Annotated in this window: 18 protein-coding genes and 1 tRNA gene; 12 read left to right on the plus strand and 7 right to left on the minus strand. The window is 65.5% G+C overall.

Features of this window, described 5'->3' with window-relative positions; genetic code table 11:
• Positions 1-317 precede the first annotated feature (317 nt).
• Positions 318-1,493, minus strand: coding sequence for an acyltransferase family protein (locus BFF94_RS02165; RefSeq protein ID WP_128846245.1), 1,176 nt, complete (start codon positions 1,491-1,493; stop codon positions 318-320).
• 233 nt (positions 1,494-1,726) lie between these two features.
• Between BFF94_RS02165 and BFF94_RS02170 the strand changes: the two genes are divergently transcribed.
• Both BFF94_RS02170 and galU read left to right on the plus strand, forming a co-directional pair.
• Complete coding sequence (locus BFF94_RS02170; protein WP_006479318.1) at positions 1,727-1,870, plus strand: hypothetical protein; 144 nt, start codon at positions 1,727-1,729, stop codon at positions 1,868-1,870.
• Positions 1,871-2,101: 231 nt separating this feature from the next.
• The gene (galU, locus tag BFF94_RS02175) at positions 2,102-2,989 is read left to right on the plus strand and encodes a UTP--glucose-1-phosphate uridylyltransferase GalU (protein WP_128846242.1); all 888 of its coding nucleotides are present in this window, start codon (positions 2,102-2,104) and stop codon (positions 2,987-2,989) included.
• Between the two features lie 380 nt (positions 2,990-3,369).
• Here galU and BFF94_RS02180 read toward each other — a convergent pair whose 3' ends face one another.
• Complete coding sequence (locus BFF94_RS02180) at positions 3,370-4,488, minus strand: acyltransferase family protein (RefSeq protein ID WP_128846239.1); 1,119 nt, start codon at positions 4,486-4,488, stop codon at positions 3,370-3,372.
• A gap of 548 nt (positions 4,489-5,036) precedes the next feature.
• Here BFF94_RS02180 and BFF94_RS02185 point away from each other — a divergent pair.
• On the plus strand, positions 5,037-5,486 hold the full coding sequence (locus tag BFF94_RS02185; RefSeq protein WP_128851081.1) for an HU family DNA-binding protein: 450 nt from the start codon (positions 5,037-5,039) through the stop codon (positions 5,484-5,486).
• A gap of 280 nt (positions 5,487-5,766) precedes the next feature.
• Positions 5,767-6,558, plus strand: a complete 792-nt coding sequence (locus BFF94_RS02190) for an AadA family aminoglycoside 3''-O-nucleotidyltransferase (protein ID WP_219138925.1) — start codon at positions 5,767-5,769, stop codon at positions 6,556-6,558.
• A gap of 165 nt (positions 6,559-6,723) precedes the next feature.
• Here the strand turns inward: BFF94_RS02190 and BFF94_RS02195 are convergent, their stop codons facing one another.
• From BFF94_RS02195 to BFF94_RS02205, 3 genes are all read right to left on the minus strand, one after another.
• Positions 6,724-7,197, minus strand: coding sequence for a VOC family protein (locus BFF94_RS02195; protein ID WP_128851078.1), 474 nt, complete (start codon positions 7,195-7,197; stop codon positions 6,724-6,726).
• Positions 7,198-7,586: 389 nt separating this feature from the next.
• The gene (locus BFF94_RS02200) at positions 7,587-8,750 is read right to left on the minus strand and encodes a porin (RefSeq protein ID WP_128851076.1); all 1,164 of its coding nucleotides are present in this window, start codon (positions 8,748-8,750) and stop codon (positions 7,587-7,589) included.
• A 410-nt stretch (positions 8,751-9,160) separates the two neighbouring features.
• A complete protein-coding gene (locus tag BFF94_RS02205) occupies positions 9,161-10,093 on the minus strand; it encodes a YihY/virulence factor BrkB family protein (protein ID WP_128851073.1) in 933 nt (310 codons plus the stop codon).
• Positions 10,094-10,234: 141 nt separating this feature from the next.
• Between BFF94_RS02205 and fdnG the strand changes: the two genes are divergently transcribed.
• The 8 genes from fdnG to BFF94_RS02245 all read left to right on the plus strand — a co-directional run bounded on the left by fdnG (position 10,235) and on the right by BFF94_RS02245 (position 20,672).
• Positions 10,235-13,306: a formate dehydrogenase-N subunit alpha gene (fdnG, locus tag BFF94_RS02210; RefSeq protein WP_143269802.1), complete on the plus strand. Its 3,072-nt coding sequence runs from the start codon at positions 10,235-10,237 to the stop codon at positions 13,304-13,306.
• Between the two features lie 10 nt (positions 13,307-13,316).
• Positions 13,317-14,231 (plus strand): formate dehydrogenase subunit beta, encoded by a 915-nt coding sequence (gene fdxH, locus BFF94_RS02215; protein ID WP_043177545.1) that lies wholly within the window; start codon positions 13,317-13,319, stop codon positions 14,229-14,231.
• Complete coding sequence (locus tag BFF94_RS02220) at positions 14,228-14,854, plus strand: formate dehydrogenase subunit gamma (RefSeq protein WP_059599523.1); 627 nt, start codon at positions 14,228-14,230, stop codon at positions 14,852-14,854. The genes fdxH and BFF94_RS02220 overlap by 4 nt, the downstream gene beginning before the upstream one ends.
• 390 nt (positions 14,855-15,244) lie before the next feature.
• Complete coding sequence (gene fdhE, locus BFF94_RS02225; RefSeq protein ID WP_201260497.1) at positions 15,245-16,180, plus strand: formate dehydrogenase accessory protein FdhE; 936 nt, start codon at positions 15,245-15,247, stop codon at positions 16,178-16,180.
• A 75-nt stretch (positions 16,181-16,255) separates the two neighbouring features.
• On the plus strand, positions 16,256-17,695 hold the full coding sequence (gene selA / locus BFF94_RS02230; protein WP_219138926.1) for an L-seryl-tRNA(Sec) selenium transferase: 1,440 nt from the start codon (positions 16,256-16,258) through the stop codon (positions 17,693-17,695).
• Positions 17,692-19,617, plus strand: coding sequence for a selenocysteine-specific translation elongation factor (gene selB / locus BFF94_RS02235; protein WP_219138927.1), 1,926 nt, complete (start codon positions 17,692-17,694; stop codon positions 19,615-19,617). Before selA ends, selB begins: the two co-directional genes overlap by 4 nt.
• Before the next feature lie 32 nt (positions 19,618-19,649).
• A tRNA-Sec gene (locus tag BFF94_RS02240) sits at positions 19,650-19,745 on the plus strand.
• Between the two features lie 165 nt (positions 19,746-19,910).
• A complete protein-coding gene (locus tag BFF94_RS02245; RefSeq protein WP_128851083.1) occupies positions 19,911-20,672 on the plus strand; it encodes a Fic family protein in 762 nt (253 codons plus the stop codon).
• Between the two features lie 123 nt (positions 20,673-20,795).
• Here BFF94_RS02245 and BFF94_RS02250 read toward each other — a convergent pair whose 3' ends face one another.
• Both BFF94_RS02250 and BFF94_RS02255 read right to left on the minus strand, forming a co-directional pair.
• Complete coding sequence (locus BFF94_RS02250) at positions 20,796-20,957, minus strand: hypothetical protein (RefSeq protein ID WP_128851060.1); 162 nt, start codon at positions 20,955-20,957, stop codon at positions 20,796-20,798.
• 60 nt (positions 20,958-21,017) lie between these two features.
• A complete protein-coding gene (locus BFF94_RS02255; RefSeq protein WP_128851058.1) occupies positions 21,018-22,178 on the minus strand; it encodes a DUF4382 domain-containing protein in 1,161 nt (386 codons plus the stop codon).
• Positions 22,179-22,439 lie beyond the last annotated feature (261 nt).

The raw sequence follows: 22,439 nt of genomic DNA on the forward strand, positions 1-22,439 counted from the left end.
GAAACGGCTGGAAACGGGCCCCCATGCGGCGTTGCGCTGCGTGGGGGCTTCGCTTTGGAGGGCATGTGCCGTTTCAGGGACGAGATCGACCGATCGTCGTTTCGATTGGAGTCGTGCAGCCGGCGAAGCGCGAATGCGGCGCCAGGGCAGTCGCGTGGCGAAAGCCGGTCAGAATCGGCTCACGCGGGCCGCAGCGCGGCCGGACAGCCGGGGGCTGCACATCCCCGCTCGACCGCGCGAGCAGCCGCGCTCCGGCCAAGAAAAAGCCCCCGCGCGGCGAGGCGCCGCGCGGGGGCTCCGGAACCGGTCGGGCCGGGTCAGGCGGTGCGCTCGGGCGCCGGCGCGACGACGCGGGTGGGACGGGTCGGCTTGAAGCTGGCCGACCACGTCATCGCGGGCCGTTCGAACAGCCGGTAGAACAGGTAAGCGACGGGGATCGCGATGGCCATGAACGCGAGCGACGGCCAGATCGACAGTTGCAGTTCGGAGTGGAACAGCACCGAGCCGAGGCAAACGAACAACGGCAGGTGGATCAGGTACAGCGAGTAGCTGAAGTCGCCGAACCAGCCGAGCACGCGCAGCGGCGGCGTCGGGCGCGGCGGTCGGGCGAGCGCGCGGTACAGGAAGCATGCGAAGCCGGCCGACCATAGCTGGAACGCGCCGTACTGGCCGAAATGGAACGCGGCGCAGCCGGCGGCCAGTAGCACGGCGGCCGCGCCGTACCATGCGCGCGACGGCACGGTGGCCGTGCCGCGCGCCTGCTGCGCGCGCACGTCGGCGATCCACGCGCCGATCGTCCAGGACAGCCAGTACGACGTGAAGAACTGCAGGTCGTGCCGTTCGAGCAGCCACGCCGACGCGACATTGACGAGCGCGACCGCGGCCACGACGGCCGGCATGCCGATGCGCCGGCGCAGCGCGAACAGCAGCGGGTAGATCGCGTAGAACTGCACTTCGAGCGACAGCGTCCACAGCGCGCCGTTCGACCCGTAGGTGTAGCCGGCGACGCCCTGCAGCGAGAACAGGTTCACGAGGAACGCCGCGACGCCGATGTCGCGGATCTTGTGGCTGACAGGTTCGATCTGCAGGCTGACCGCGTCGAGCGCGAGCGTGAACAGCAGCGCGGCGAGCAGCACCGGGTAGATGCGTGCGAACCGGCGCGCCCAGAAGTTCGGCGCGTCGAGCCGGTAGGCGGGATCGGCCGCGAGCTTGAGCGCCGCGTTGCGGTGGATGCAGTAGCCACTGATCACGAAGAAGATCGGCACGCCGGCGGAGCCCCACGCGAACGGGAAGGTCAGGTAGCCGGCGATCACGCTCGGGTTCAGTGCATGACCGTAAGCCTGATGGAAGCTCTGCATGCCGACCCAGACGACCTGGCGGCAGTGGAAATAGGCAACGAGCAGCGCCGCGAAGCCGCGCATCGCGTCGATCACGTGTTCCTTGTGATCGGCGACGGGCGGCGCGGTCAGAGACGATCCGCTGAAAGCTTGCATGCGATTCGATTCCTTGCGACGGATGGAGTGGAAGACGGACGAATGGGAAGTCTGGTTCCATCGTAATGCGCAAGAATTCGATCAATGAATAAAAAAAACTTGCCCGGAAATCACGGTATTCCGCATGATGGTTTTATCCGGATCGGAAAGCGGTTCCACGGGCGCTCCAATTATTTACCGATTTTTTTCTGATAGTTTGAAAGCTCCAGATGATTGAAGCAAGGAGCGGCAAAATGGACATGCATTGGATCGCGAGCGCGGCAGTACTGCTGGTCATGGCCGTGCTGTCGGCGTACCGCGAGGCGCTGAAGAACGAGCCGATTCGCCCGGGCCTCGAGCGGGGCGGCGTGCCCTATATCGAGGAATTCGAATCGTAAGAATTTGTATCCGGAAAATCGGTAATTTGTTTCTGCTTCGGCACTCGGTCCGGAAATATCGACCGGATTGAAGGGATTATATTTTTTTCCGGAATAATTGGGCAATCAGTCCATATCGAAAGTGAGCGGAGTGGAATTGGCAGTACCGTCGATTCTCGATATGCCGTTCGGAAAACCATCGCGCCGGGTCGCTGGGCGACGCGGCGCAGTCAACGCAATCAGGACGCGAACATGTTGAAAGTCACCAGGGCCGTGTTCCCCGTTGCCGGTCTCGGCACGCGGTTCCTCCCGGCCACGAAGGCGAGCCCGAAGGAAATGTTGCCCGTCGTCGACAAGCCGCTGATCCAGTACGCGGTCGAGGAAGCGATCAACGCCGGTATCACCGAGATGATCTTCGTCACCGGGCGCAGCAAGCGCGCGATCGAGGATCACTTCGACAAGTCGTACGAGATCGAGGCCGAACTCGAGGCGCGCGGCAAGGAAAAGCTGCTCGAACTCGTGCGCGGCATCAAGCCGAGCAACGTCAACTGCTTCTACGTGCGCCAGCCGGAAGCGCTTGGCCTGGGCCACGCGGTGCTGTGCGCGGAGAAGCTCGTGCACGGCGAGCCGTTCGCGGTGATTCTCGCCGACGACTTGCTGCACGGCGAGCAGCCGGTGCTCAAGCAGCTCGTCGACGTGTTCGACCACTATCACAGCTCGGTGATCGGGGTCGAGACGATCGCGCGTGAGGACAGCCGTTCGTACGGCGTCGTCGAAGGCCGCGAATGGGAAGAGGACGTCATCAAGCTGTCGGGCATCATCGAGAAGCCCGCGCCGGAAGATGCGCCGTCGAACCTCGGCGTGGTCGGCCGCTACGTGTTCATGCCGACGATCTTCGATCACCTGCGCCGGCTCAAGCCGGGCGCGGGCGGCGAGTTGCAGCTCACCGACGCGGTCCAGTCGCTGCTCGCGAACGAGCAGGTGCTCGCGTATCGTTACTTCGGCACGCGCTTCGACTGCGGCAGCAAGATCGGCTATCTCAAGGCAACCGTCGAGCTCGCGCTCCAGCATCCGGAAGTGAGCCGCGAATTCGAGGCGTACCTGCGTACCTGCTTGCCCGCGCTGGCTGCTGTCGCCTAAGCAGTCGCGCACTCCGTCGTTTCAGGTGGTGGTTGTTCCGTTGGCCCCGGCCGCTCGCGCGCCGGGGCTTTTTTGCTTTTGCGGGCGCGCGATCGTGGCGTGCGCAGCAGGCGTGTCGTATCGGGTTCGTGGGAAGGGCGGTGCCGCGTGCGAAGCGGGGTGCTCCGGGGAGGTCTGGCGTCGCGCCTGAAACCGGTGCCGACGCATTCGCCGGGTGACCGGATCGGCAGTTCGGTTGCGCGATATCCATCGACGCGTGGGCCGGCGTCGGTTCCGCCCGGGTCGGCCCATGACGCAGCCGCCGCTCGCTGCGCGTCGGCTTCCGGGCGTGACCGGTATCGCGTTTTTGCCGTTCCGTCGTCGCCGCGTTTGCGCGGCGCTCAACGCACCGATGTGCCCGGCCGCGCGACGAAGTGCCGGGCCAGCGCCGCAGCGATCGGCTTCTTGAAATCGAGCAGCCGCTTTTCGAGATAGCGCCAGGACAGGTGCGCAAGCAGCACGGCGAGCGCGAACTGCAGCACTTCGGGCAGCGCTTCGCGGACGATTTCCGGCATCGGCACGTGCGCGAAGTACGCGGGCAGCACGCCGAAGCGCGCCGGAATCAGGTTGTGGAACAGGTAGAAGCCGTAGCTGATCGTGCCGAGATAGGCGAGCGGCGCCCAGTCGAGCAGCGCCACGACGGGATGCTCGGGTTCGCTGACGATCCACAGCATCAGCGCGCCGAGCGACACGGACAGGCCGAGATCCGCGAGCCCCGCGGCCACGTCGGGCAACGGCGTGCAAGCGGGCAGCACGAGGAAGAACACGACGCCTGCCGCGCCGAGCCAGCCGGGCGGAACGCGGCGCACGGCGGCCGCGCCGCGATCGGCGAGCGCCATCGCACCGACGCCGCCGAGCGCGATCAGCGCGAAATTCCACGGGGAAAACGCGTAGATCAGCACCGGCGACGCGTCGGACAGGTAGAGCGCGAGATGCGCGATCGCGCACAGCGCGACGGCCGCGATGCCGAGCGCGACGTGCCGCGCGGCGGGCACCGCGAGCAGCGCGAGCGGCGCGATCAGATAGAACTGCTGTTCAACCGCGAGGCTCCAGAAGTGCGACGTGGAGCCCGGCCAGCCGTCCTTGACGACGCCGATCCAGTAATTCGACAGGAACACCGCGTGCCACGCGAGCCCGAGATTGACGCCGCGCTGGTAGAACAGCGCGTGCGCGATCGCGAGCGCGGCGAGCAGCAGGTAGTACACGGGGAAGATCCGCAGCGCGCGCTTCGCGAGGAACAGCGCAAGCGCGTGGCGGCGCGCCATCGTGCCGCGCTCGACCGCCTGGCGGTTGCGATGCAGCTCGCCGACGATCAGGAATCCGCTGATGAGGAAAAACGTCCACACGCCAAGCTTGCCGACGTCGACGGCAAGGACGTGGCCCTTGTGGGACAGGAAAACGAGGATGACGGCGAGGGCTCGCAGGCCGTCGAGTCCTTTGACGTATCTGACTTCGCGCATTGAGGCATCCGGGCATTGAGCGAGGCCAGTATAGGTGCGCAAATATCGAACGTAATTCGCGTTCGGACGTATACGTGAAGGTGTTTTTTGATGTGAGGGTCTGTTTACGCATGGAACGCACATGCGAATGCCCGAAATCGCTCGCAGGGCAAGGAGTGAGGAGCGCCGTTTGGCCGAGCCAAACAAGCGACGAGCGACGCCGCCATGCGGGCGATTTCGGGCATTCCCGTGGAATGGATTTTTTTAATTTGGGGTTGCCACGAGAACGGCCGCTCGCCGCGTTGCGCTCCTTGCGAATACGTCCAGTATTCGCGGCGTCGCGCGCCTCGCGAGCGGCCGTTCTCGTGGCAACGCATGTGCGTTCCATGCGTAAACAGACCCTCAAGCGTCGACGAAGTCGGTCGCGCGCAACAAAACCTGCGGGAAACCCCGCGAAAACGCATAAAAGTACTGCACGAAGCGTCACGGCGCTTGTAGAATCCGGCGTTGAAGCGCGCGCATTGCACGCTTCATGTATCCAACGAACGACCACACCTGGTAGGAGAAACATGGCGACTTCCGCAAAAAAGGTGGCCAAGAAGGCTGCCGCACCGGCCACCAAGAAAGTGGCTGCAAAAAAAGCAGCGCCGGCGAAGAAAGTAGTGGCGAAGAAGGCTGTCGCGAAGGCGGCTGTCGCCGCTCCGACGCCGCTGAAGGACAAGTTCACGAAGGCATCGCTCGCAACGCACATCGCTGAGCGCGCAGCCGTGGAAGTGAAGGCGGTCAAGGCAGTGCTCGCCGCACTCGAGAACGTCGTGCTGGGCTCGGTCCACAAGAAGGGCGCAGGCGAGTTCACGCTGCCGGGTCTGCTGAAGATCACGGCACAAGTCGTGCCGGCGAAGAAGAAGCGCTTCGGCAAGGATCCGTTCTCGGGCGAAGAGCGTTGGTTCCCGGCGAAGCCGGCCAGCGTGCGCGTGAAGGCACGTGCGCTGAAGAAGCTGAAGGACGCGGCAGCGTAATGCCGCGTAACGGCTGCCGAATGCATGTCGTCGGCAGCCGTTACGATGTCCTGCGATCCCCGTACGCGAAAGCGTGCGGGGATTTTTATTGCGCTGCGCAAATCGCGCAGCGGCGAAGAAGCGAAGACGCGGCGATATCCGGTGCGATACGTGACGCGCTACGCATGACGTGCCGCGCACGCGCCATGCCGAACGGCAATGTTCATTTGCGCTTGCCGTTGTTCCGCCGCACGTCGTTCTCGCTGCACCTGTTGTGTGCGCGTCATGACGCACATGCGGCGTGACTGAATTCATACCGGACGAAATCGCCGGACAGGTCGCCGGCGCGCGCGACGTGATCGAGCGGCATCTCGGCGCGACGCTGGAAGCGATCCACCTGTTCGGATCGGCGCTCGACGGCGGATTGAAACCGCGCAGCGATATCGACTTGCTGGTGACGGTGGCGGCGCGGCCCGACGAGCCGGTGCGGCGCGCGCTGATGCTGGACCTGCTTGCTGCGTCGGCGCCGCCCGGTTGCGCGGGCGGCGTGCGCGCGCTCGAGGTCACCGCCGTCGCGCACGGCGACGTGATGCCGTGGCGTCATCCGGCGCGGCGCGAACTGCAGTTCGGCGAGTGGCTGCGTCGCGACCTGGAAGCCGGGATCGTCGAACCGGCCCTCATCGATCACGAATTGGCGATCCTGTTGACGAAGGCGCGATTGCACAGCGTCGCGCTGGTCGGGCCGGCGGCGGCCGCGCTGTTCGAGCCGGTGCCCGCGCGCGACTTTGTCGCCGCGCTGCTCGCTACCGTCGCGCAGTGGAATGCCGAACCGGACTGGCGCGGCGACGAGTGCAACGTGGTGCTCGCGCTCGCGCGCATCTGGTACAGCGCCGCGACCGGCAGGATCGCGCCCAAGGACGTTGCCGCGGCGTGGGTGCTGGAGCGTGTGCCGGCCGCGTACCGGCCGGTTGTGGCGGCTGCGCGCGCCGCTTATCTCGAGGGCGAAGAGGACGCCGTGATCCTGTCGGGCGAACCCGTCGCCGCGTTCATCGGCTACGCGCGGCGGACCGTCGAATCGATGCTGTCGGCGTAGCGGCCGATGCGCGGTGTGCGCTATCGGCTTGCTGGCCGGCACCCCGCGAATCGTGAGTGCTTTCGCAGCCGCCGCACGCGCAAGCAGCCGATCCGGGCGCCCGCAGGCGACTCGCGACGTGCTTGACCCGCACGCCGTCATTCATGCGCAGCGCGACGCGCTGCGTCAGCCCGCCGTGCCCGCATAGGCCGCCTTCAGCGCGGCGTCGTCGAACTTGGTCATCTGCATCATCGCCGCGGCCACGCGCGCCGCCTTGGCCGCGTCGCGGTCGGCCATCATCGGGATGAGCGCTTCCGGAACGATCTGCCACGACACGCCGTAGCGGTCTCGCAGCCAGCCGCAGCCGTCGGCCGTGCCGCCGTTGTCGAGCAGGGCGCTCCAGTAGCGGTCGAGTTCAGCCTGATCGGCGCAACTGACCAGCAGCGAGATTGCGTGGTTGAACGTCTCGGTACGCGGGTGGCTCATCGCGATGAACGGTTGCCCGAACAGCTCGAACTCGACCATCCGCGTACCGTCGGTGCCGGGTACCGCCGTGACGCGCACGACGCGCGAATCCGGAAAGATGCCTGTATAGAAGGCCGCTGCTTCTTCGGCTTCCGCCGAGTACCAGAGAAAAGGCGTGATCTTCTGAATCGTCATGGCGAATCTCCTGTCTGTATTTGGCCGGAGCGCAAACCGCGTGCCGCCGTCGATACGACGGACGACGGCCGCCGGAATCGACACGCAGGGGCAATGGCCGCCGCACCGGATGCGCGGTGCCGACTGTGCGGATGGTAGTCGCCTGGCGGGCCGATGGCGACCGGCCCGGACATCCGAAAAGGGCGTTGCCGGCGCTTTGCAGCCGCCAGGCGCCGCTGTTCGGCCGGTCGATGTATGTTGGGGCTCAGGCGTTGCTCGCAGGCCCGTGGGGGTGAAGCCGGCACGCTGGAGACGGACGAAAAAAAACCAGCCACGGCCGAAGCCGATGACTGGTTTTGCAGTTCGGCGACATGGCGTCGGAGACGCCATGCACACCGGAAACGTACTTCTTAGAACTTGTGGCGCAGGCCGAGAGCGACCAGCTCTTGCGACTTCGTGCCGCCATAGCCGTACGAGCCGATCGACGCTTGCGCGTCTTGCGTGGTCGTCGCGTTGACACGTTGCGCGCCGCTCGCGTGCTGGTAGCCACCGATCAGGTAGACGTCCGTGCGCTTCGACAGCGAGTAGTCCGCGCCCAGCGAAACCTGGTGGTACTTCGCGTCCGTGTCGCCGCTCGCCTTCGTGTATGCGTAGCCGAGACCCAGCAGCAGGGCCGGCGATGCCTGATAGTTGACGAATGCGCGGCCGGTGTTGAACTTCTCGGTCGTGCCGAACGCCGACAGGCTGTCCGCCTTGTACTGCGAGTTGCTGTAGCCGAGGCCGAACGTCACCGGGCCGATTGCGTACTGGCCGGCGACTTGCGCGATGTTGATCGCCTTCGCCGTTGCGTACGCGCCGACGATCGGGTTGTTCGAGACGCCGATGCCGGTTGCCGTCGGGCTCGACCAACCGTCTGCGGCGACGGAGCGATCGTTGCCGTTCTGCACGCGCAGGAAGCTGGCAGCGACGCCGATCGGGCCGTTGTTGTAGGCTGCAGCGGCACTCCACGTCTGGCCTTGGCCCGTATGGCCCGCCACGCCACCCAGTGCATACATGCCTTCGACCTGGAAGCCTGCGAACACCGGCGACACATACTTGACTGCGTTGTTGACGCGGATGCTGTTGTCGTTGTTGTCGACGTCACCCGGCGTGGCCATGATGCTGCCGAAGTAGTTGTCACCCGTCACGGCCTGAACCATGTCGACGGACGGGTCGTACTGGCGACCCAACGTCAGCGTACCGTACTGGGCGTGGTCGAGGCCGACATACGACTGACGACCGAACATGCGGCCGCCTTGATTCAACTTGCCCGTACCGACGTCAAAGCCGTTTTCCAACTGGAAGATCGCCTTCAGGCCACCGCCCAGATCTTCCGTACCCTTCAAGCCCCAACGCGGGCCTTGCAGGTTGCCCGACAACATTTGCCATGAATTGATGGCTTGGCCGCTATTACCATGAACGAATGCGATCGACGTATCGATCACGCCATACAGCGTCACGCTCGATTGAGCTTGAGCAGCGCCAGCGGCGCCCAGCAGGGCGAGCGAGAGGGTCGAGAGAGCAAGTTTCTTCATCGTTGAGTTTCTCCACGCAAGTGATTCATCGTTATTTGTTGCGGATTGGAGAATAGCTCAGTGCCATCCACGCAAGAAAGCCTAAAAAATAAAGTGTCTCGAAAAGGTAACAGCATGAAAAAGTCTATATATATCAAGCACATCAACGACTGTTCCTATTTTTGAAATAGTTGACAATTGCTGCGCCGCGATTGTTTCAAGAGTTGATGCACATCGCAGCAGACAGCCCGTTTCGACCCGTTGATGCGGGGAAATGGGGGATTGCAAACGTTTGCGGTTGCAGCAACGAGCGCGCGGGCATGAAAAGAGCGCATCAACGCCGCGCGAATGCGCGGCGGGCAGCGTGGTTGCAAAGGGGCGGGCGGGTGTGCAAGGCGCTGTGCGCGGCCGTTTTGCGGCGGGTGTTTGAATCAGTCGCCGCGCAGATGGTCCGCGGCGTGATCGGTTTGAGCCGGCGTGGCCGATGCAGCGCCGGCGGGTCGATGCGCATTGCCGCGGGCCGCCGCGAATTCCGCGCCGAGCAGCAACACGATCGCGGAGAAGTACAGCCACATCAGCAGGACCGCGAACGATCCGGCGGCGCCAAACGCACTGGCCGTGCCCGCATGCGCGAGGTACAGCGCGAACAGCTTCTTGCCGCCCGAGAACAGGATCGCGGACACGATGCCGCCGATCATGGCGTCGCGCCACGCGACGCGCGCATCGGGCAGGAACTTCATCAATGCGGCGAACGCGGCCGCGAGTACCGCGATGCCGACGAAGAACTGCACGAGGTTCGTGACGACGACATACGGCGAATTGCCCAGCAGCCAGGTGCCGACGAACGTGATCGCGGTGTCGAGCACGAGCGACACGATCAGCAGGAACGCGACGCCAAGCACGAGCCCGAACGAGATCAGCCGCACGCGCACGAGCCCGAGCATGCTCGACCAGCGATTTTCGGTGGCCGGCCAGATCACGCTGAGCGCGGCGCTGAGCGATGCGAAGGTGGCCGACGCGCCGACCGCGAGCGCGGCGAACGAGATCAGCGTCGCGAGGCCGCCGCGCTCGCCTGCACGGTGCGCGTTCTGCACGATCGTCTGGATGCTGGCCGCCGCGTCGTCGCCGATCAGCTGGTGCGCCTGTTCGAACACCTGGCCGCGTGCGGCATCGTCGCCGTAGAACCAGCCGGCCACCGCGATCACCATCACGAGCATCGGCGCGAGCGAGAACGCGGAGAAAAACGCGATGCCCGCGGCCATCGCGGAGCAGCGGTCGGACGAGAAGCGTTTGAACGCGTTGAGGGCCCAGTTGGCCTGTTGCTGGGCAAGGCGGGTTGCTTCGGAAGTGATCTGTCGTTTCATGACGGTTCGGTTGCGCGCGGAACGCGGATCATCGTGGGTAATCAGACAATTCGGTATTGATCCGAGGATTCGAACATAGTTGCGCGAACTGTCTATAATTCCTTTCAGTTTCCCCACCCCCACAATAACGCCGAGACCATCATGCTACAAATGTCCCGGCGCCAGTTCCTGAAGGTGACGGCCACGTCGCTTGCCGGATCGAGTCTTGCCCTGATGGGCTTTTCTCCATCCGAAGCGCTGGCCGAAGTCCGACAGTACAAGCTGGCGCGCACCGTCGAAACGCGCAACACCTGTCCTTACTGTTCAGTGGGTTGCGGCATCCTGATGTACAGCCTCGGAGATGGTGCGAAGAATGCGCAGCCGAGCATCATCCACATCGAAGGCGATCCCGACCATCCCGTCAATCGCGGCACGCTGTGCCCGAAGGGCGCGAGCCTGATCGACTTCATCCACAGCCCGAGCCGCCTGACGCACCCCGAGTATCGTGCGCCCGGCTCGGACAAGTGGGAACCCATCTCGTGGAACGATGCGCTCGACCGGATCGCGAAGCTGATGAAGGCCGACCGCGACGCGAACTTCGTCGAGACGGCGGAAGACGGCTCGAAGGTCAACCGCTGGCTCACGACCGGCATGCTGGCCGCGTCGGCGAGCAGCAACGAGGTCGGCTACCTGACGCACAAGACTGCCCGCAGTCTGGGGATGCTCGCATTCGACAATCAGGCGCGTGTCTGACATGGCCCGACGGTGGCAGGTCTTGCCCCGACGTTTGGCCGTGGAGCGATGACGAACCATTGGGTCGACATCAAGAACGCGGACGTGATTCTCGTGATGGGCGGCAATGCAGCCGAGGCCCATCCGTGCGGTTTCAAGTGGGTAACGGAGGCGAAGGCGCACCGCAAGGCGCGGCTGATCGTCGTCGACCCGCGCTTTACGCGTACGGCCTCGGTGGCCGACTACTACGCGCCGATTCGCACCGGCACCGACATCGTCTTCCTGGGCGGCGTCATCAACTATCTGCTGACGAACGACAAGATCCAGCATGAGTACGTGAAGAACTACACGGACTTCTCGTTCATCGTGCGCGAGGATTTCGCGTTCAACGACGGCATCTATTCCGGCTATGACGCCGAGAAGCACGCGTACCCCGACAAATCGAGCTGGGACTACGAGCTCGGCGACGACGGTTTCGTGAAGGTCGACCCGACGCTGCAGCATCCGCGCTGCGTGTACAACCTGTTGAAGCAGCACTACGCGCGCTATACGCCGGACATGGTCCAGCAGACCTGCGGCACGCCGAAGGAGAAGTTCCTGAAGGTGTGCGAGATGCTCGCGACGACGGCCGTTCCCGGCCGCGCCGGCACGGTGCTGTACGCGCTCGGCTGGACCCACCACTCGATCGGCGCGCAGATCATCCGCACCGGCGCGATGGTGCAGCTGCTGCTCGGCAACATCGGCATCGCGGGCGGCGGGATGAACGCGTTGCGCGGCCACTCGAACATCCAGGGGCTGACCGACCTCGGGCTGATGTCGAACCTGCTGCCGGGCTACATGACGCTGCCGATGCAGGCCGAGCAGGATTTCGACGGCTACATCAAGAAGCGCGTGCAGTTGCCGCTGCGGCCGAACCAGTTGAGCTACTGGAAGAACTACAAGGCGTTCCACGTCAGCTTCATGAAGTCGTGGTGGGGCGACGCGGCGACCGCCGAGAACAACTGGGGCTACGACTACCTGCCGAAGCTGGACAAGCAGTACGACCTGCTGCAGGTGATCGAGTTGATGAGTGCCGGCAAGATGAACGGCTACATCTGCCAGGGCTTCAACCCGCTCGCGGCGGCGCCGTCGAAGGTGAAGACGGCCGCCGGGCTCGCGAAGCTGAAGTGGCTCGTGATCATGGATCCGCTCGCGACCGAGACCTCCGAGTTCTGGAAGCATCACGGCGACTACAACGACGTCGATGCGTCGAAGATCCAGACCGAGGTGTTCCGTCTGCCGACCACGTGCTTCGCGGAGGAAAACGGCTCGCTCGTGAGTTCGAGCCGCGTGCTGCAATGGCACTGGAAGGGCGCGGAGCCGCCGGGCGAGGCGAGGAGCGATCTCGAGATCATGTCGGGGCTGTTCCTGCGCATGCGCAAGATGTACCAGACGGACGGCGGCAAGTATCCGGACCCGATCGTCAACCTGACCTGGCCGTACGCGAACCCGGAAAGCCCGACGCCCGAAGAGCTCGCGATGGAGTTCAACGGCCGTGCGCTCGCCGACTTGCCCGATCCGAAGGATCCGGCCAAGACGCTCGTGAAGAAGGGCGAGCAGCTTGCCGCGTTCGCGCAACTGAAGGACGACGGCACGACCGCGAGCGGCTGCTGGATCTTCTGCGGTGCATGGACGCAGGCCGGCAACCAGATGGGGCGGCGCGACAACTCGGATCCGACCGGCATCGGCCAGACGCTGAACTGGGCGTGGGCCTGGCCGGCGAACCGGCGGATCCTGTACAACCGCGCATCGTGCGACGTGAGCGGCAAGCCGTTCGACCCGACCCGCAAGCTGATCGGCTGGAACGGCAGCGCGTGGAAGGGCACCGACGTGCCGGACTTCAAGGCGGATGAACCCCCTGAAAACGGGATGGGGCCGTTCATCATGAACCCGGAAGGCGTCGCGCGCTTCTTCGCCCGCGCGGGGATGAACGAAGGTCCGTTCCCCGAGCACTACGAGCCGTTCGAGACGCCGCTCGCCGCGAACCCGCTGCACCCGAACAACCCGCAGGCGCTGAACAACCCGGCCGCCCGCGTGTTCCCGGACGACCGCGCGTCGTTCGGCAAGGTGTCGGAGTTCCCGCACGTCGCGACGACTTACCGGCTGACCGAGCACTTCCACTACTGGACCAAGCACGCGCGGCTGAACTCGATCATCCAGCCCGAGCAATTCGTCGAGATCGGCGAAGACCTCGCGAAGGAGGTCGGCGTCGCGCATGGCGAACGCGTGAAGGTGTCGTCCAAGCGCGGCTACATCGTCGCGGTCGCGCTCGTCACGAAGCGGATCAAGCCGCTGACGATCGATGGCAAGAAGGTCCAGACGGTCGGCATCCCGTTGCACTGGGGCTTCAAGGGTCTGACGAAGCCCGGCTATCTCGCCAATACCCTGACTCCGTCCGTGGGTGACGGCAACTCGTACACACCGGAATTCAAGTCGTTCCTGGTGAAGGTCGAAAAGGCGTAAGGGGAAAGAGATGGCACTGCAATCGCTGGATATCAAGCGCGTCTCGGCCACCACGACGCCACCGCCCACGGTGCGCGAACCGGTGACCGGGAGCGTCGCGAAGCTGATCGACGTATCGAAGTGCATCGGCTGCAAGGCATGCCAGACGGCGTGCATGGAGTGGAACGACCTGCGCGACGAAGTCGGCACCAACGTCGGCGTGTACGACAACCCGGCCGACCTGACCGAGCACTCGTGGACGGTCATGCGGTTCTCCGAATACGAGAACCCGGCAGGCGACCTCGAATGGCTGATCCGCAAGGACGGCTGCATGCACTGCGAGGATCCGGGCTGCCTGAAGGCATGCCCGTCGCCGGGCGCGATCGTGCAGTACAACAACGGGATCGTCGATTTCCACGAGGAGAACTGCATCGGTTGCGGCTACTGCGTGACCGGCTGCCCGTTCAACGTTCCGCGGATCTCGAAGAAGGATCATCGCGCGTACAAGTGCACGCTCTGTTCCGACCGCGTCGCGGTCGGCCAGGAACCGGCCTGCGTGAAGACCTGCCCGACGGGCGCGATCGTGTTCGGCACCAAGGAGGACATGAAGCAGCACGCGGCCGAGCGGATCGAGGACCTGAAGGAGCGCGGCTTCGAGCATGCGGGGCTGTACGACCCGCAGGGCGTCGGCGGCACGCACGTAATGTACGTGCTGCACCACGCCGATAAACCATCGCTGTATCACGGGCTGCCCGACAACCCGTCGATCAGCCCGATGGTGAAGCTGTGGAAGGGCATCGCGAAGCCGCTCGCGGTCGCCGGCATCGCGCTGACGGCGCTCGCCGGGTTCTTCCACTACGTCCGGGTCGGCCCGAACGAGGTGAGCGACGAAGAGGAATCGGCCGCGCGCGACGAGGCGCGACGCATCAAGGAGGACGCGAAATGAAGCACGACGACCCCAACCTGATCGTCCGCTACTCGGCGAACGAGCGCACGAACCACTGGATCACCGCGATCACGTTCGTGCTGCTCGCGCTGTCCGGGCTCGCGCTGTTCCACCCGTCGATGTTCTGGCTGACCGCGCTGTTCGGCGGCGGCCAGTGGACGCGGATCCTGCATCCGTTCGTCGGCCTCGTGATGTTCGTGTCGTTCGCGATCCTGGTCGTGCGCTTCTGGCACCACAACGCGCTCGACGCGGACGACCGGCAGTGGCTGAAGCAGATTGGCGACGTGCTGACCAACCAGGAAGACAAGCTGCCGCCCGTCGGGCGCTATAACGCCGGGCAGAAGCTGCTATTCTTTACGTTGGTGGCGTGCCTGCTGCTGCTCCTGCTGTCGGGAATCGTGATCTGGCGGCGCTACTTCTCGTTCTACTTCCCGATCGGGGTGATCCGCGCGGCCGCTGTCGTGCATGCCGTGGCGGCCTTCGTGCTGATCGCGAGCATCATCGTGCACATTTACGCGGCGTTGTGGGTGAAGGGTTCGATCGGCGCGATGGTGCGCGGCACCGTCACGCTGGGCTGGGCCCGCAAGCATCACCCGAAGTGGTTCCGTGAAAGCGTGAAATAACGCACCGGAGCGGGGCGGCTCGCCGATCGCGGCGGCCTGCCCCGTCAGCCGTCGGAACCGCCTGAAGCGCCGACCTGTCGGCGCTTGTTTGGGGTCTGTTTGCGCATGGAACGCGCATGCGAATGCCCGAAATCGCTCGCAGGGCAAGGAGTGAGGAGCGCCGTTTGGCCGCGCCAAACAAGAGACGAACGACGCCGCCATGTGGGCGATTTCGGGCATTCCCGTGGACTATATTTTTAAATTGGGGGTTGCCACGAGACGGGCCGCTCGCTGCGTTGCGCTCCTTGCGAATACGTCAGTATTCGCGGCGTCGCGCGTGTTGCGAGCGGCCCGTCTCGTGGCAACGCATGCGCGTTCCATGCGCAAACAGACCCCTTGGAAGACATATTTGTGACACAACGTATTCTCGAACCGACCGAGATCTCGGCACTCGATCATTCGGCCATCCCGCGCTTTCGCCTGCCGGAGCGCGCCACCGCGTTCTCGGCGCGCGCCGCGCGGCTGCGCAAGCTTGCCGACCTGAACCCGATCAGCGGCTACCTGCGGCTGATGGCCACCGTCGCCGATGCGCAGCACGCGACGCTGCAGACGCTGGACCTGCCGTTGCCGTCGAAGGAAGCGATCGCGCGTGCTCAGCAGCACTCGATGCCGCTCGTGCCGGCGCTCGACGGCGAGCGCGATCCGCGCTGGCGCGCCGTGCTGTACGAACTGCTCGACCGCGTCGAAGGCGCCGGGCTCGTCAACCCGTCGCTCGCGAAGCTGCTCGACCGGCTGCGCCTGATGGCGCCCGCCGAACTCGACGCACAGGCCGACGCGATCCTCGCGCTGCGCTTCGCCGAAGTCGACCCGGCCACCGCGCCGTTCCTGATGGCCGCGCTGCAGGTCGTCTGGACGGACCTCGCGAGCCGCGTTGCGCCGGCCGACGTTCCGTATCTCGACCAGCCGGGGCTGTGCCCCGTGTGCGGCACGCATCCGGTCGCGAGCGTCGTGCGGGTCGGCGGCCAGTACCAGGGCTACCGTTTCCTGCAGTGCGGGCTGTGCACGACCGAGTGGCACATGGTGCGCACGAAGTGCTCGAACTGCGACTCGACGAAGGGCATCGCGTATCACGGGATCGAGGGCGGCAGCGAAGCCGTCAAGGCCGAATCGTGCGACGAATGCAAGACCTATCGCAAGATCGGCTACCAGGAGAAGGACTACGAGTTCGAGCCGCTGGCGGACGATCTCGCGAGTCTCACGCTCGACCTGCTGATGAACGAGGCCGGCTACCAGCGCAGTTCGCCGAACCCGCTGCTGTGGCCGGATGTCTCGCGGGAAGCGGATTGAAGGCAGGGGGCCGGGGGCGGTGCGCGAGCGTCGGCGCCGGCCGACCGCGAAGCATGAGACTGGAGCCACTACTACGTGACCGAACCGGGTTTGAATGAACTGAATGCGGTGCTGGCGCGCGTGCCGTCGGTCGAGCGTGTGCTGTCGTCGGCACCGCTGCAACCGCTGCTCGCCGACTATGGCCGCACGCGCGTGCTGAACGCCGTGCGCGCCGAGCTCGAACGCTGGCGTACCGCCGCGCAGCACGATCCGGCGGCGGCCGAACCGCTCGACGAGCCGCGCATCGCAGAAGCCGTCGCGCGCACGCTGGCCGCGCAGAGCGCGGGCGCCGTGCGCGCCGTGTTCAACCTGACCGGCACCGTGCTGCACACGAACCTCGGGCGTGCGCTGCTGCCCGACGACGCGGTGCGCGCGGTAGTCGACGCGCTCACGCAGCCCGTCAACCTCGAGTTCGATCTCGCCACGGGCCGCCGCGGCGATCGCGACGACCTGATCGACGATCTGCTGTGCGAACTGACGGGCGCGGAAGCCGCGACCGTCGTCAACAACAATGCGGCGGCCGTGCTGCTGGCGTTGTCGGCGCTCGCGGCGAAGCGGGAAGTCGTCGTGTCGCGCGGCGAACTGGTCGAGATCGGCGGTGCATTCCGCATTCCCGACATCATGAGCCGCGCCGGCGCCAGGCTGCGCGAGGTCGGCACGACCAACCGCACCCATCTGCGCGACTATGCGGACGCGATCGGCCCGCGCACGGCGCTGCTGATGAAGGTGCACTGCAGCAACTACGCGATCAGCGGCTTCACGAAGGAGGCGACGCTCGCCGAACTCGCGCCGCTCGCGCGCGAGCACGGGCTGCCCGTTGCCGTCGATCTCGGCAGCGGCACGCTCGCCGACCTGTCGCAATGGGGCCTGCCGCACGAGACGACCGTGCAGGAAACCGTCGCCGCCGGCGCAAACGTTGTCACGTTCAGCGGCGACAAGCTGCTCGGCGGGCCGCAGGCCGGCCTGATCGTCGGCGATCGCGCACTGGTCGCGAAGATCAAGAAACATCCGCTCAAGCGCGCGCTGCGCGTCGGCAAGCTGACGCTCGCGGCGCTCGAGCCCGTGCTGCGTCTGTACCAGGCGCCCGAGTTCCTGCGTGACCGGCTCACGACGCTGCGCCTGCTGACGCGCCCGCAGCGCGAGATCGCCGAAGCCGCCGAACGCGTGCGTCCGGCGTTGCAGGCCGCGCTCGGCGGCGGTTTCGACGTGACGGTCGAGCCGATGTTCAGCCAGATCGGCAGCGGCGCGCTGCCGGTCGACCAGTTGCCGAGCGTCGGGCTCGTCGTGCGCACGGCGGACGGCAAGCGCGGCGGCCGCGCGCTTGCGCAGCTCGAGAAGCGGCTGCGCGAATGGCCGCGCCCGGTGATCGGCCGCGTGGCCGACAACGCGCTGCGGCTCGACCTGCGCTGCCTCGAAGCCGCCGACGAAGCGGCGTTCGTCGCGCAATGCGTGCCGTTCGCGGGGCCCGCTGCATGATCGTCGGTACCGCGGGGCACATCGATCACGGCAAGACGACGCTTGTTCGCGCGCTGACAGGCGTCGACACCGACCGCCTGAAGGAAGAGAAGGCGCGCGGCATCTCGATCGAACTCGGTTACGCGTACACGCCGCTCGAGAACGGCGACGTGCTCGGCCTGATCGACGTGCCGGGCCACGAGAAGCTGATTCATACGATGGCGGCCGGCGCGTGCGGGATCGACTTCGCGCTGCTCGTGATTGCCGCCGACGACGGCGTGATGCCGCAGACGCGCGAGCATCTCGCGATCCTGCAACTGCTCGGCGTCGCACATGGCGCCGTCGCGCTGACGAAATGCGATCGCGTCGACGCCGCGCGCGTCGCCGAGGTGCACGACGAGATCGCCGCCTGGCTGCACGATTCGACGCTGGCCGGCGTGCCGATTTTCGAAACCCGTGCGACAGCCGCGGACGATCCGGGCGTCGCCGCGTTGAAGCGTCACCTGGCCGACGCGGCGATCGCGTGGCGCACCCGCCGCGACGACGGGCTATTCCGGCTTGCGGTCGATCGCGTGTTTACGCTCGCGGGGCAGGGCACCGTCGTGACGGGCACCGCGTTCGCGGGACGCGTCGCGACGGGCGACACGCTTGCGATCGTCCGTACGGGCGGCGCGGCCCGCGTGCGCAGCATCCATGCGCAGAACCGGCCGGTCGAGGCCGGCCGCGCGGGCGAGCGTTGCGCACTGAACCTGGCCGGGGTCGACAAGGCCGACGTCGAGCGTGGCGATACCGTTGCCGATGCGCGGCTCGTCACGACGTCGCCGCGTCTCGACGTCGAGCTGACGCTGCTCGCGGACGCGGGGCTGACGCTCACGCACTGGGCGCCGCTGCACGTGCATCTCGGCACGCTGCATCGCGTCGCGCATGTCGCGCTGCTCGACGGCGATACGCTCGCGGCCGGCCAGCGGATGCGCGTGCAACTGGTGTTCGACGAACCGGTGTTCGCGGTGCCGGGCGACCGGTTCATCGTTCGCAATCCGCAGGCGACGCGCACCGTCGGCGGCGGTCGCGTGCTCGATCCGTTCGGGCCGGCTCGCAAGCGCCGCACGCCCGAGCGCCGCGCGTGGCTCGATGCGCTTGCCGTGTGGCTCGACGAAGGGCGCCTCGATGCGCTGCTCGCGCAGGCGCCGCTCGGTATTCCGCGCGCGATGCTCACGCATCTGACGGGTTTCGCGCCGAACGCGCTTGCGTTGCCGGACGACGCGCTGGCGATCGGGCAACGCGACGCCGCGTCGAACGACGGCGCGGTGATTTCGCATGCGCACTGGCGTGCGTTGCAGATGCGGGCGATCGATACGCTGCGCGAGTATCACGAACGTGTGCCCGACGAGCAGGGGCTCGACGCCGCGCGCCTGCGGCGGATGGCTGCGCCGCTCGCCGGCGATGCGCTGTGGCGCGCGCTCGTCGATGCGCTGGTGGCCGGCGGCGAAGTCGCGCGAAGCGGGCCGTGGCTGCATCTGCCGTCGCATTCGGTGAACCTCGAGCCGCGCGAGGAAACGCTGGCGCGGCAACTGCTGCCGCTGATTCATGCGGGGCGCTTCGATCCGCCGTGGGTGCGCGACCTGGCCCGCGACACGGGCGCGGCCGAGGACGCGGTGCGCACGCTGCTGCGCAAGCTCGCGCGGCGCGGCGACGTGCACCAGGTCGTGCGCGACCTGTTCTATCACGCGGACGTCGCGCGCGAACTGGCGGAACTGGTCGCGCATCTCGCGCCGTCGCACGGCGGCGGCCTCGATGCCGCGACGTTCCGCGACGCAACGGGGCTCGGCCGCAAGCGCGCGATCCAGATTCTCGAGTTCTTCGATCGGGTTGGGTATACTCGCTTCCACCGCAATCTTCACTTCCTGCGGCCTGACAGCGGCTGGGCGGGTATTCAGGCGTAGGCGCTCGTTGTTCTTTTGGTTCTTTTCCCCACGGAAGGCATTCGTATCCGGTGGTACGGCCGGGCTTCAAACCCGGTTGGGGGTGTCAGACACTCCCGGGTCGGTTCGACTCCGGCTGCCTTCCGCCAGTCGGTCCGCCGATTGCGGACTGTCCGGCGGTATCCCGCCATTTCCGATTCCGAACGACGGCGAGAGCATGTCTTTTCGCCGTCTCGCTTCATGACCTGTATCGGTGCGCTTGACCGTCCCCAATGGGGATTAAAACGGCGCTTATCGATCGCAATGGTGACTTCATGGATTCATCGGTACCACGCCTGCTGGAAGTTGTCGATACCGACAAGGCAAGGTTGGACGCGATTCGTCCGCTTCCGTCGCATACGCTTGCGTCGTTACGCGAGAAGCTGATGCTGGAGTGGACCTATCATTCGAACGCGATCGAAGGCAATACGCTGACCCTGCGTGAAACGAAGGTCGTGCTCGAAGGCATTACGGTCGGCGGGAAGTCGCTGCGCGAGCATTTCGAGGTCACGAATCATCGCGACGCGATTTTCTATGTCGAAGAAATCGTCGCCAGGCAGGAGACGCTCTCCGAATGGCAGATCCGGAATATTCACGGACTGATACTCAAAGGAATCGACGACGGCGAGGCCGGGCGTTATCGCCGGGAGAACGTCGTGATCGCCGGTGTAAGCACGATACCGCCCGATTTTCTGCATTTGCCGGCCGAAATGGCCGCCCTCATCGAGTGGGATGCGCAGGCTGCGGCGATGCATCCCGTCGCGCGTGCCGCCGAATTGCATACGCGGTTCGTGAAGATCCATCCGTTTGTCGACGGAAACGGGTGGACGGGGCGGTTGCTGCTGAATTTCGAGTTGATGAAATCCGGCTACCCGCCTGCCGTCATTCGGAAGGAAGATCGACTGGCTTATTACGATGCGCTGGACGACGCATGTGTGACGGGCGACTACAGCGGCATTACGCGCCTGGTGGCCGAGTCCGTCCTGCGTGCGCTTGATGCTTACCTCCAGGTGCTGGGGCTGCGCACTCAGGGTTAGGTTCGACGCCGGCTGCCTTCCGCCAAGGACATGGAAACCGGCGAATCGCCGCACGTTCCATCACGCTTCCGGCGTCAATACGGGCGCCATGAAAAAGGCCCGCTTTCCGCGGGCCTCGTGCAATCAGCAATTGCCTTTCTTCGCCTGTCCGGGCGGGCAGAATCCGTTCCCCGGCCCGCCCTGCGGTGCGACGACGACCGGTGCACCCGGGACGTATGCGACGCACCCGCCGAGCGCGCCGACCACGCTCGCCGCGGCGAGCAGTGCGATAACCCCTTTCTTCACTTCGTTCTCCCGATATTGAGGAAAGGGCCGTGCGGCCCTTTCGATGATGCTGTCGACGCGTCAAAAACTGAAGTTGACGTTCGACTGGCTGGTCGTTGCGTTGACGTTCGTCGACTGCGTGGCGCCCGACGCTGCGTCCGCCTCGATCGTATATTGTGCCGCGGCGGCCGGCGACGCAGCCAGCGCGACCGGCAGCGAGCCCGAGTACGTACCGACGATCGGCGCGGCCGTGGGCACGTTGAGCGCATAGGCACCCGTATCCATGTTCGCGTTGATCGACGTGATCTCGTACGCATTTGCATCGATGGTCTGCAATGCACGCACGAGCGCGTCGGCGCTTGCCGTCACCGTGCCGCCGACCGTGCTTATCGTCGATGTCGGCAGCGTGATCGGCGCGTTCGATGCCGACACCGCCGTGGTCGTGTTCACCACGACCGGAACCGAGCGCACGATACCCGACGCGAAGCTGTTCTGGACGATCACGACGTCGTAGTTGCCTTGCGTCGAACTCTGGATCAGCGGCGACAGCACGAACTTCCCGGTGCTGTCGGCAACCGTGCCCCTGACTACCTTGCCGCGCTGTTCCGCATACACGGTCGCGCCGGCTTCGGCCGATGCGACGTAGCCGGAGATCGCGCCGCTCACGACGGTCGGGATCGCGGTGACGACCGGCTTCAGCGCATACGTGCCGTTGCCGCGCTGAACGATCGACTTGCACGCGTTGAAGTCGAGTACGAGGTCGACGAGCGTGTTCGGTTGCACCGTGAATGGCTGGATGATCTTGTAACCGCTTTGCGTCGCGCTCGGTGTCGCAAGCGCCTGTTCCGTGCCGCCCGTCGGGACGACCGAGTTCGCGAGGTTGTTGCCCTGGTTCTGCGCGAGAACGAGGCGGACCTGCTGATACTGGCCGGCCGGCAGCGCGGTCTGGCCGATATCGGCGAGCACGCCGTTGGTGAGCGACAGCAGATCGATTTTCAGCGGTGTCGCCAGCGTGATCGTCGACCAGCCGGCATCGTTATCGGAAGCATTCGCATTCGCGTTGACGCGAACCTGCGAGACGGTCACGTAGACGTGGTCGAATCCGCATGAAGGCGCGTCGGTCATCGCGACATGCAGCGTGCCGGTCTGCACGCTGCCGCCATCGTCGCCGCCGCCGCAACCTGCCAGCGCAAACGGCACCATGGCCGCGCATAGGGCGGCCTTCCAGAAATTGTTGTTCATTGTTTTGTCTCCCCCTCCGATGTGATTGCGGGTGCAACGAAGAATAGCTTCGGGGAACGTCCACAGTATGGACAGCTTTGAAACGAACCGTAAGTTCTGCGTCGGAGCGTAAGTACAGTCGCTTGTCGATCGGCATTCGCGACGCAAGGGCAGGCAATGCAGCTCGCAGCGAATGAATATCCGGGTCGATCGGCAGCGTAGGAAGCGCCGGAGCACGGAGCGATCGGCAAAAACTTGATCGGTAAAAGCACCAAATCTGCG

Source organism: Burkholderia catarinensis, from assembly GCF_001883705.2.
GTDB lineage: Bacteria > Pseudomonadota > Gammaproteobacteria > Burkholderiales > Burkholderiaceae > Burkholderia > Burkholderia catarinensis.

Coding starts and splice junctions, on each gene's coding strand:
- selB (WP_219138927.1), top strand. CDS start 17,692: ATGATCGTCGGTACCGCGGGGCACATCGATCACGGCAAGACGACGCTT.
- BFF94_RS02170 (WP_006479318.1), top strand. CDS start 1,727: ATGGACATGCATTGGATCGCGAGCGCGGCAGTACTGCTGGTCATGGCC.
- BFF94_RS02165 (WP_128846245.1), bottom strand. CDS start 1,493: ATGCAAGCTTTCAGCGGATCGTCTCTGACCGCGCCGCCCGTCGCCGAT.
- BFF94_RS02220 (WP_059599523.1), top strand. CDS start 14,228: ATGAAGCACGACGACCCCAACCTGATCGTCCGCTACTCGGCGAACGAG.
- BFF94_RS02195 (WP_128851078.1), bottom strand. CDS start 7,197: ATGACGATTCAGAAGATCACGCCTTTTCTCTGGTACTCGGCGGAAGCC.
- galU (WP_128846242.1), top strand. CDS start 2,102: ATGTTGAAAGTCACCAGGGCCGTGTTCCCCGTTGCCGGTCTCGGCACG.
- BFF94_RS02245 (WP_128851083.1), top strand. CDS start 19,911: ATGGATTCATCGGTACCACGCCTGCTGGAAGTTGTCGATACCGACAAG.
- BFF94_RS02205 (WP_128851073.1), bottom strand. CDS start 10,093: ATGAAACGACAGATCACTTCCGAAGCAACCCGCCTTGCCCAGCAACAG.
- BFF94_RS02185 (WP_128851081.1), top strand. CDS start 5,037: ATGGCGACTTCCGCAAAAAAGGTGGCCAAGAAGGCTGCCGCACCGGCC.
- BFF94_RS02180 (WP_128846239.1), bottom strand. CDS start 4,488: ATGCGCGAAGTCAGATACGTCAAAGGACTCGACGGCCTGCGAGCCCTC.
- BFF94_RS02200 (WP_128851076.1), bottom strand. CDS start 8,750: ATGAAGAAACTTGCTCTCTCGACCCTCTCGCTCGCCCTGCTGGGCGCC.
- fdxH (WP_043177545.1), top strand. CDS start 13,317: ATGGCACTGCAATCGCTGGATATCAAGCGCGTCTCGGCCACCACGACG.
- BFF94_RS02255 (WP_128851058.1), bottom strand. CDS start 22,178: ATGAACAACAATTTCTGGAAGGCCGCCCTATGCGCGGCCATGGTGCCG.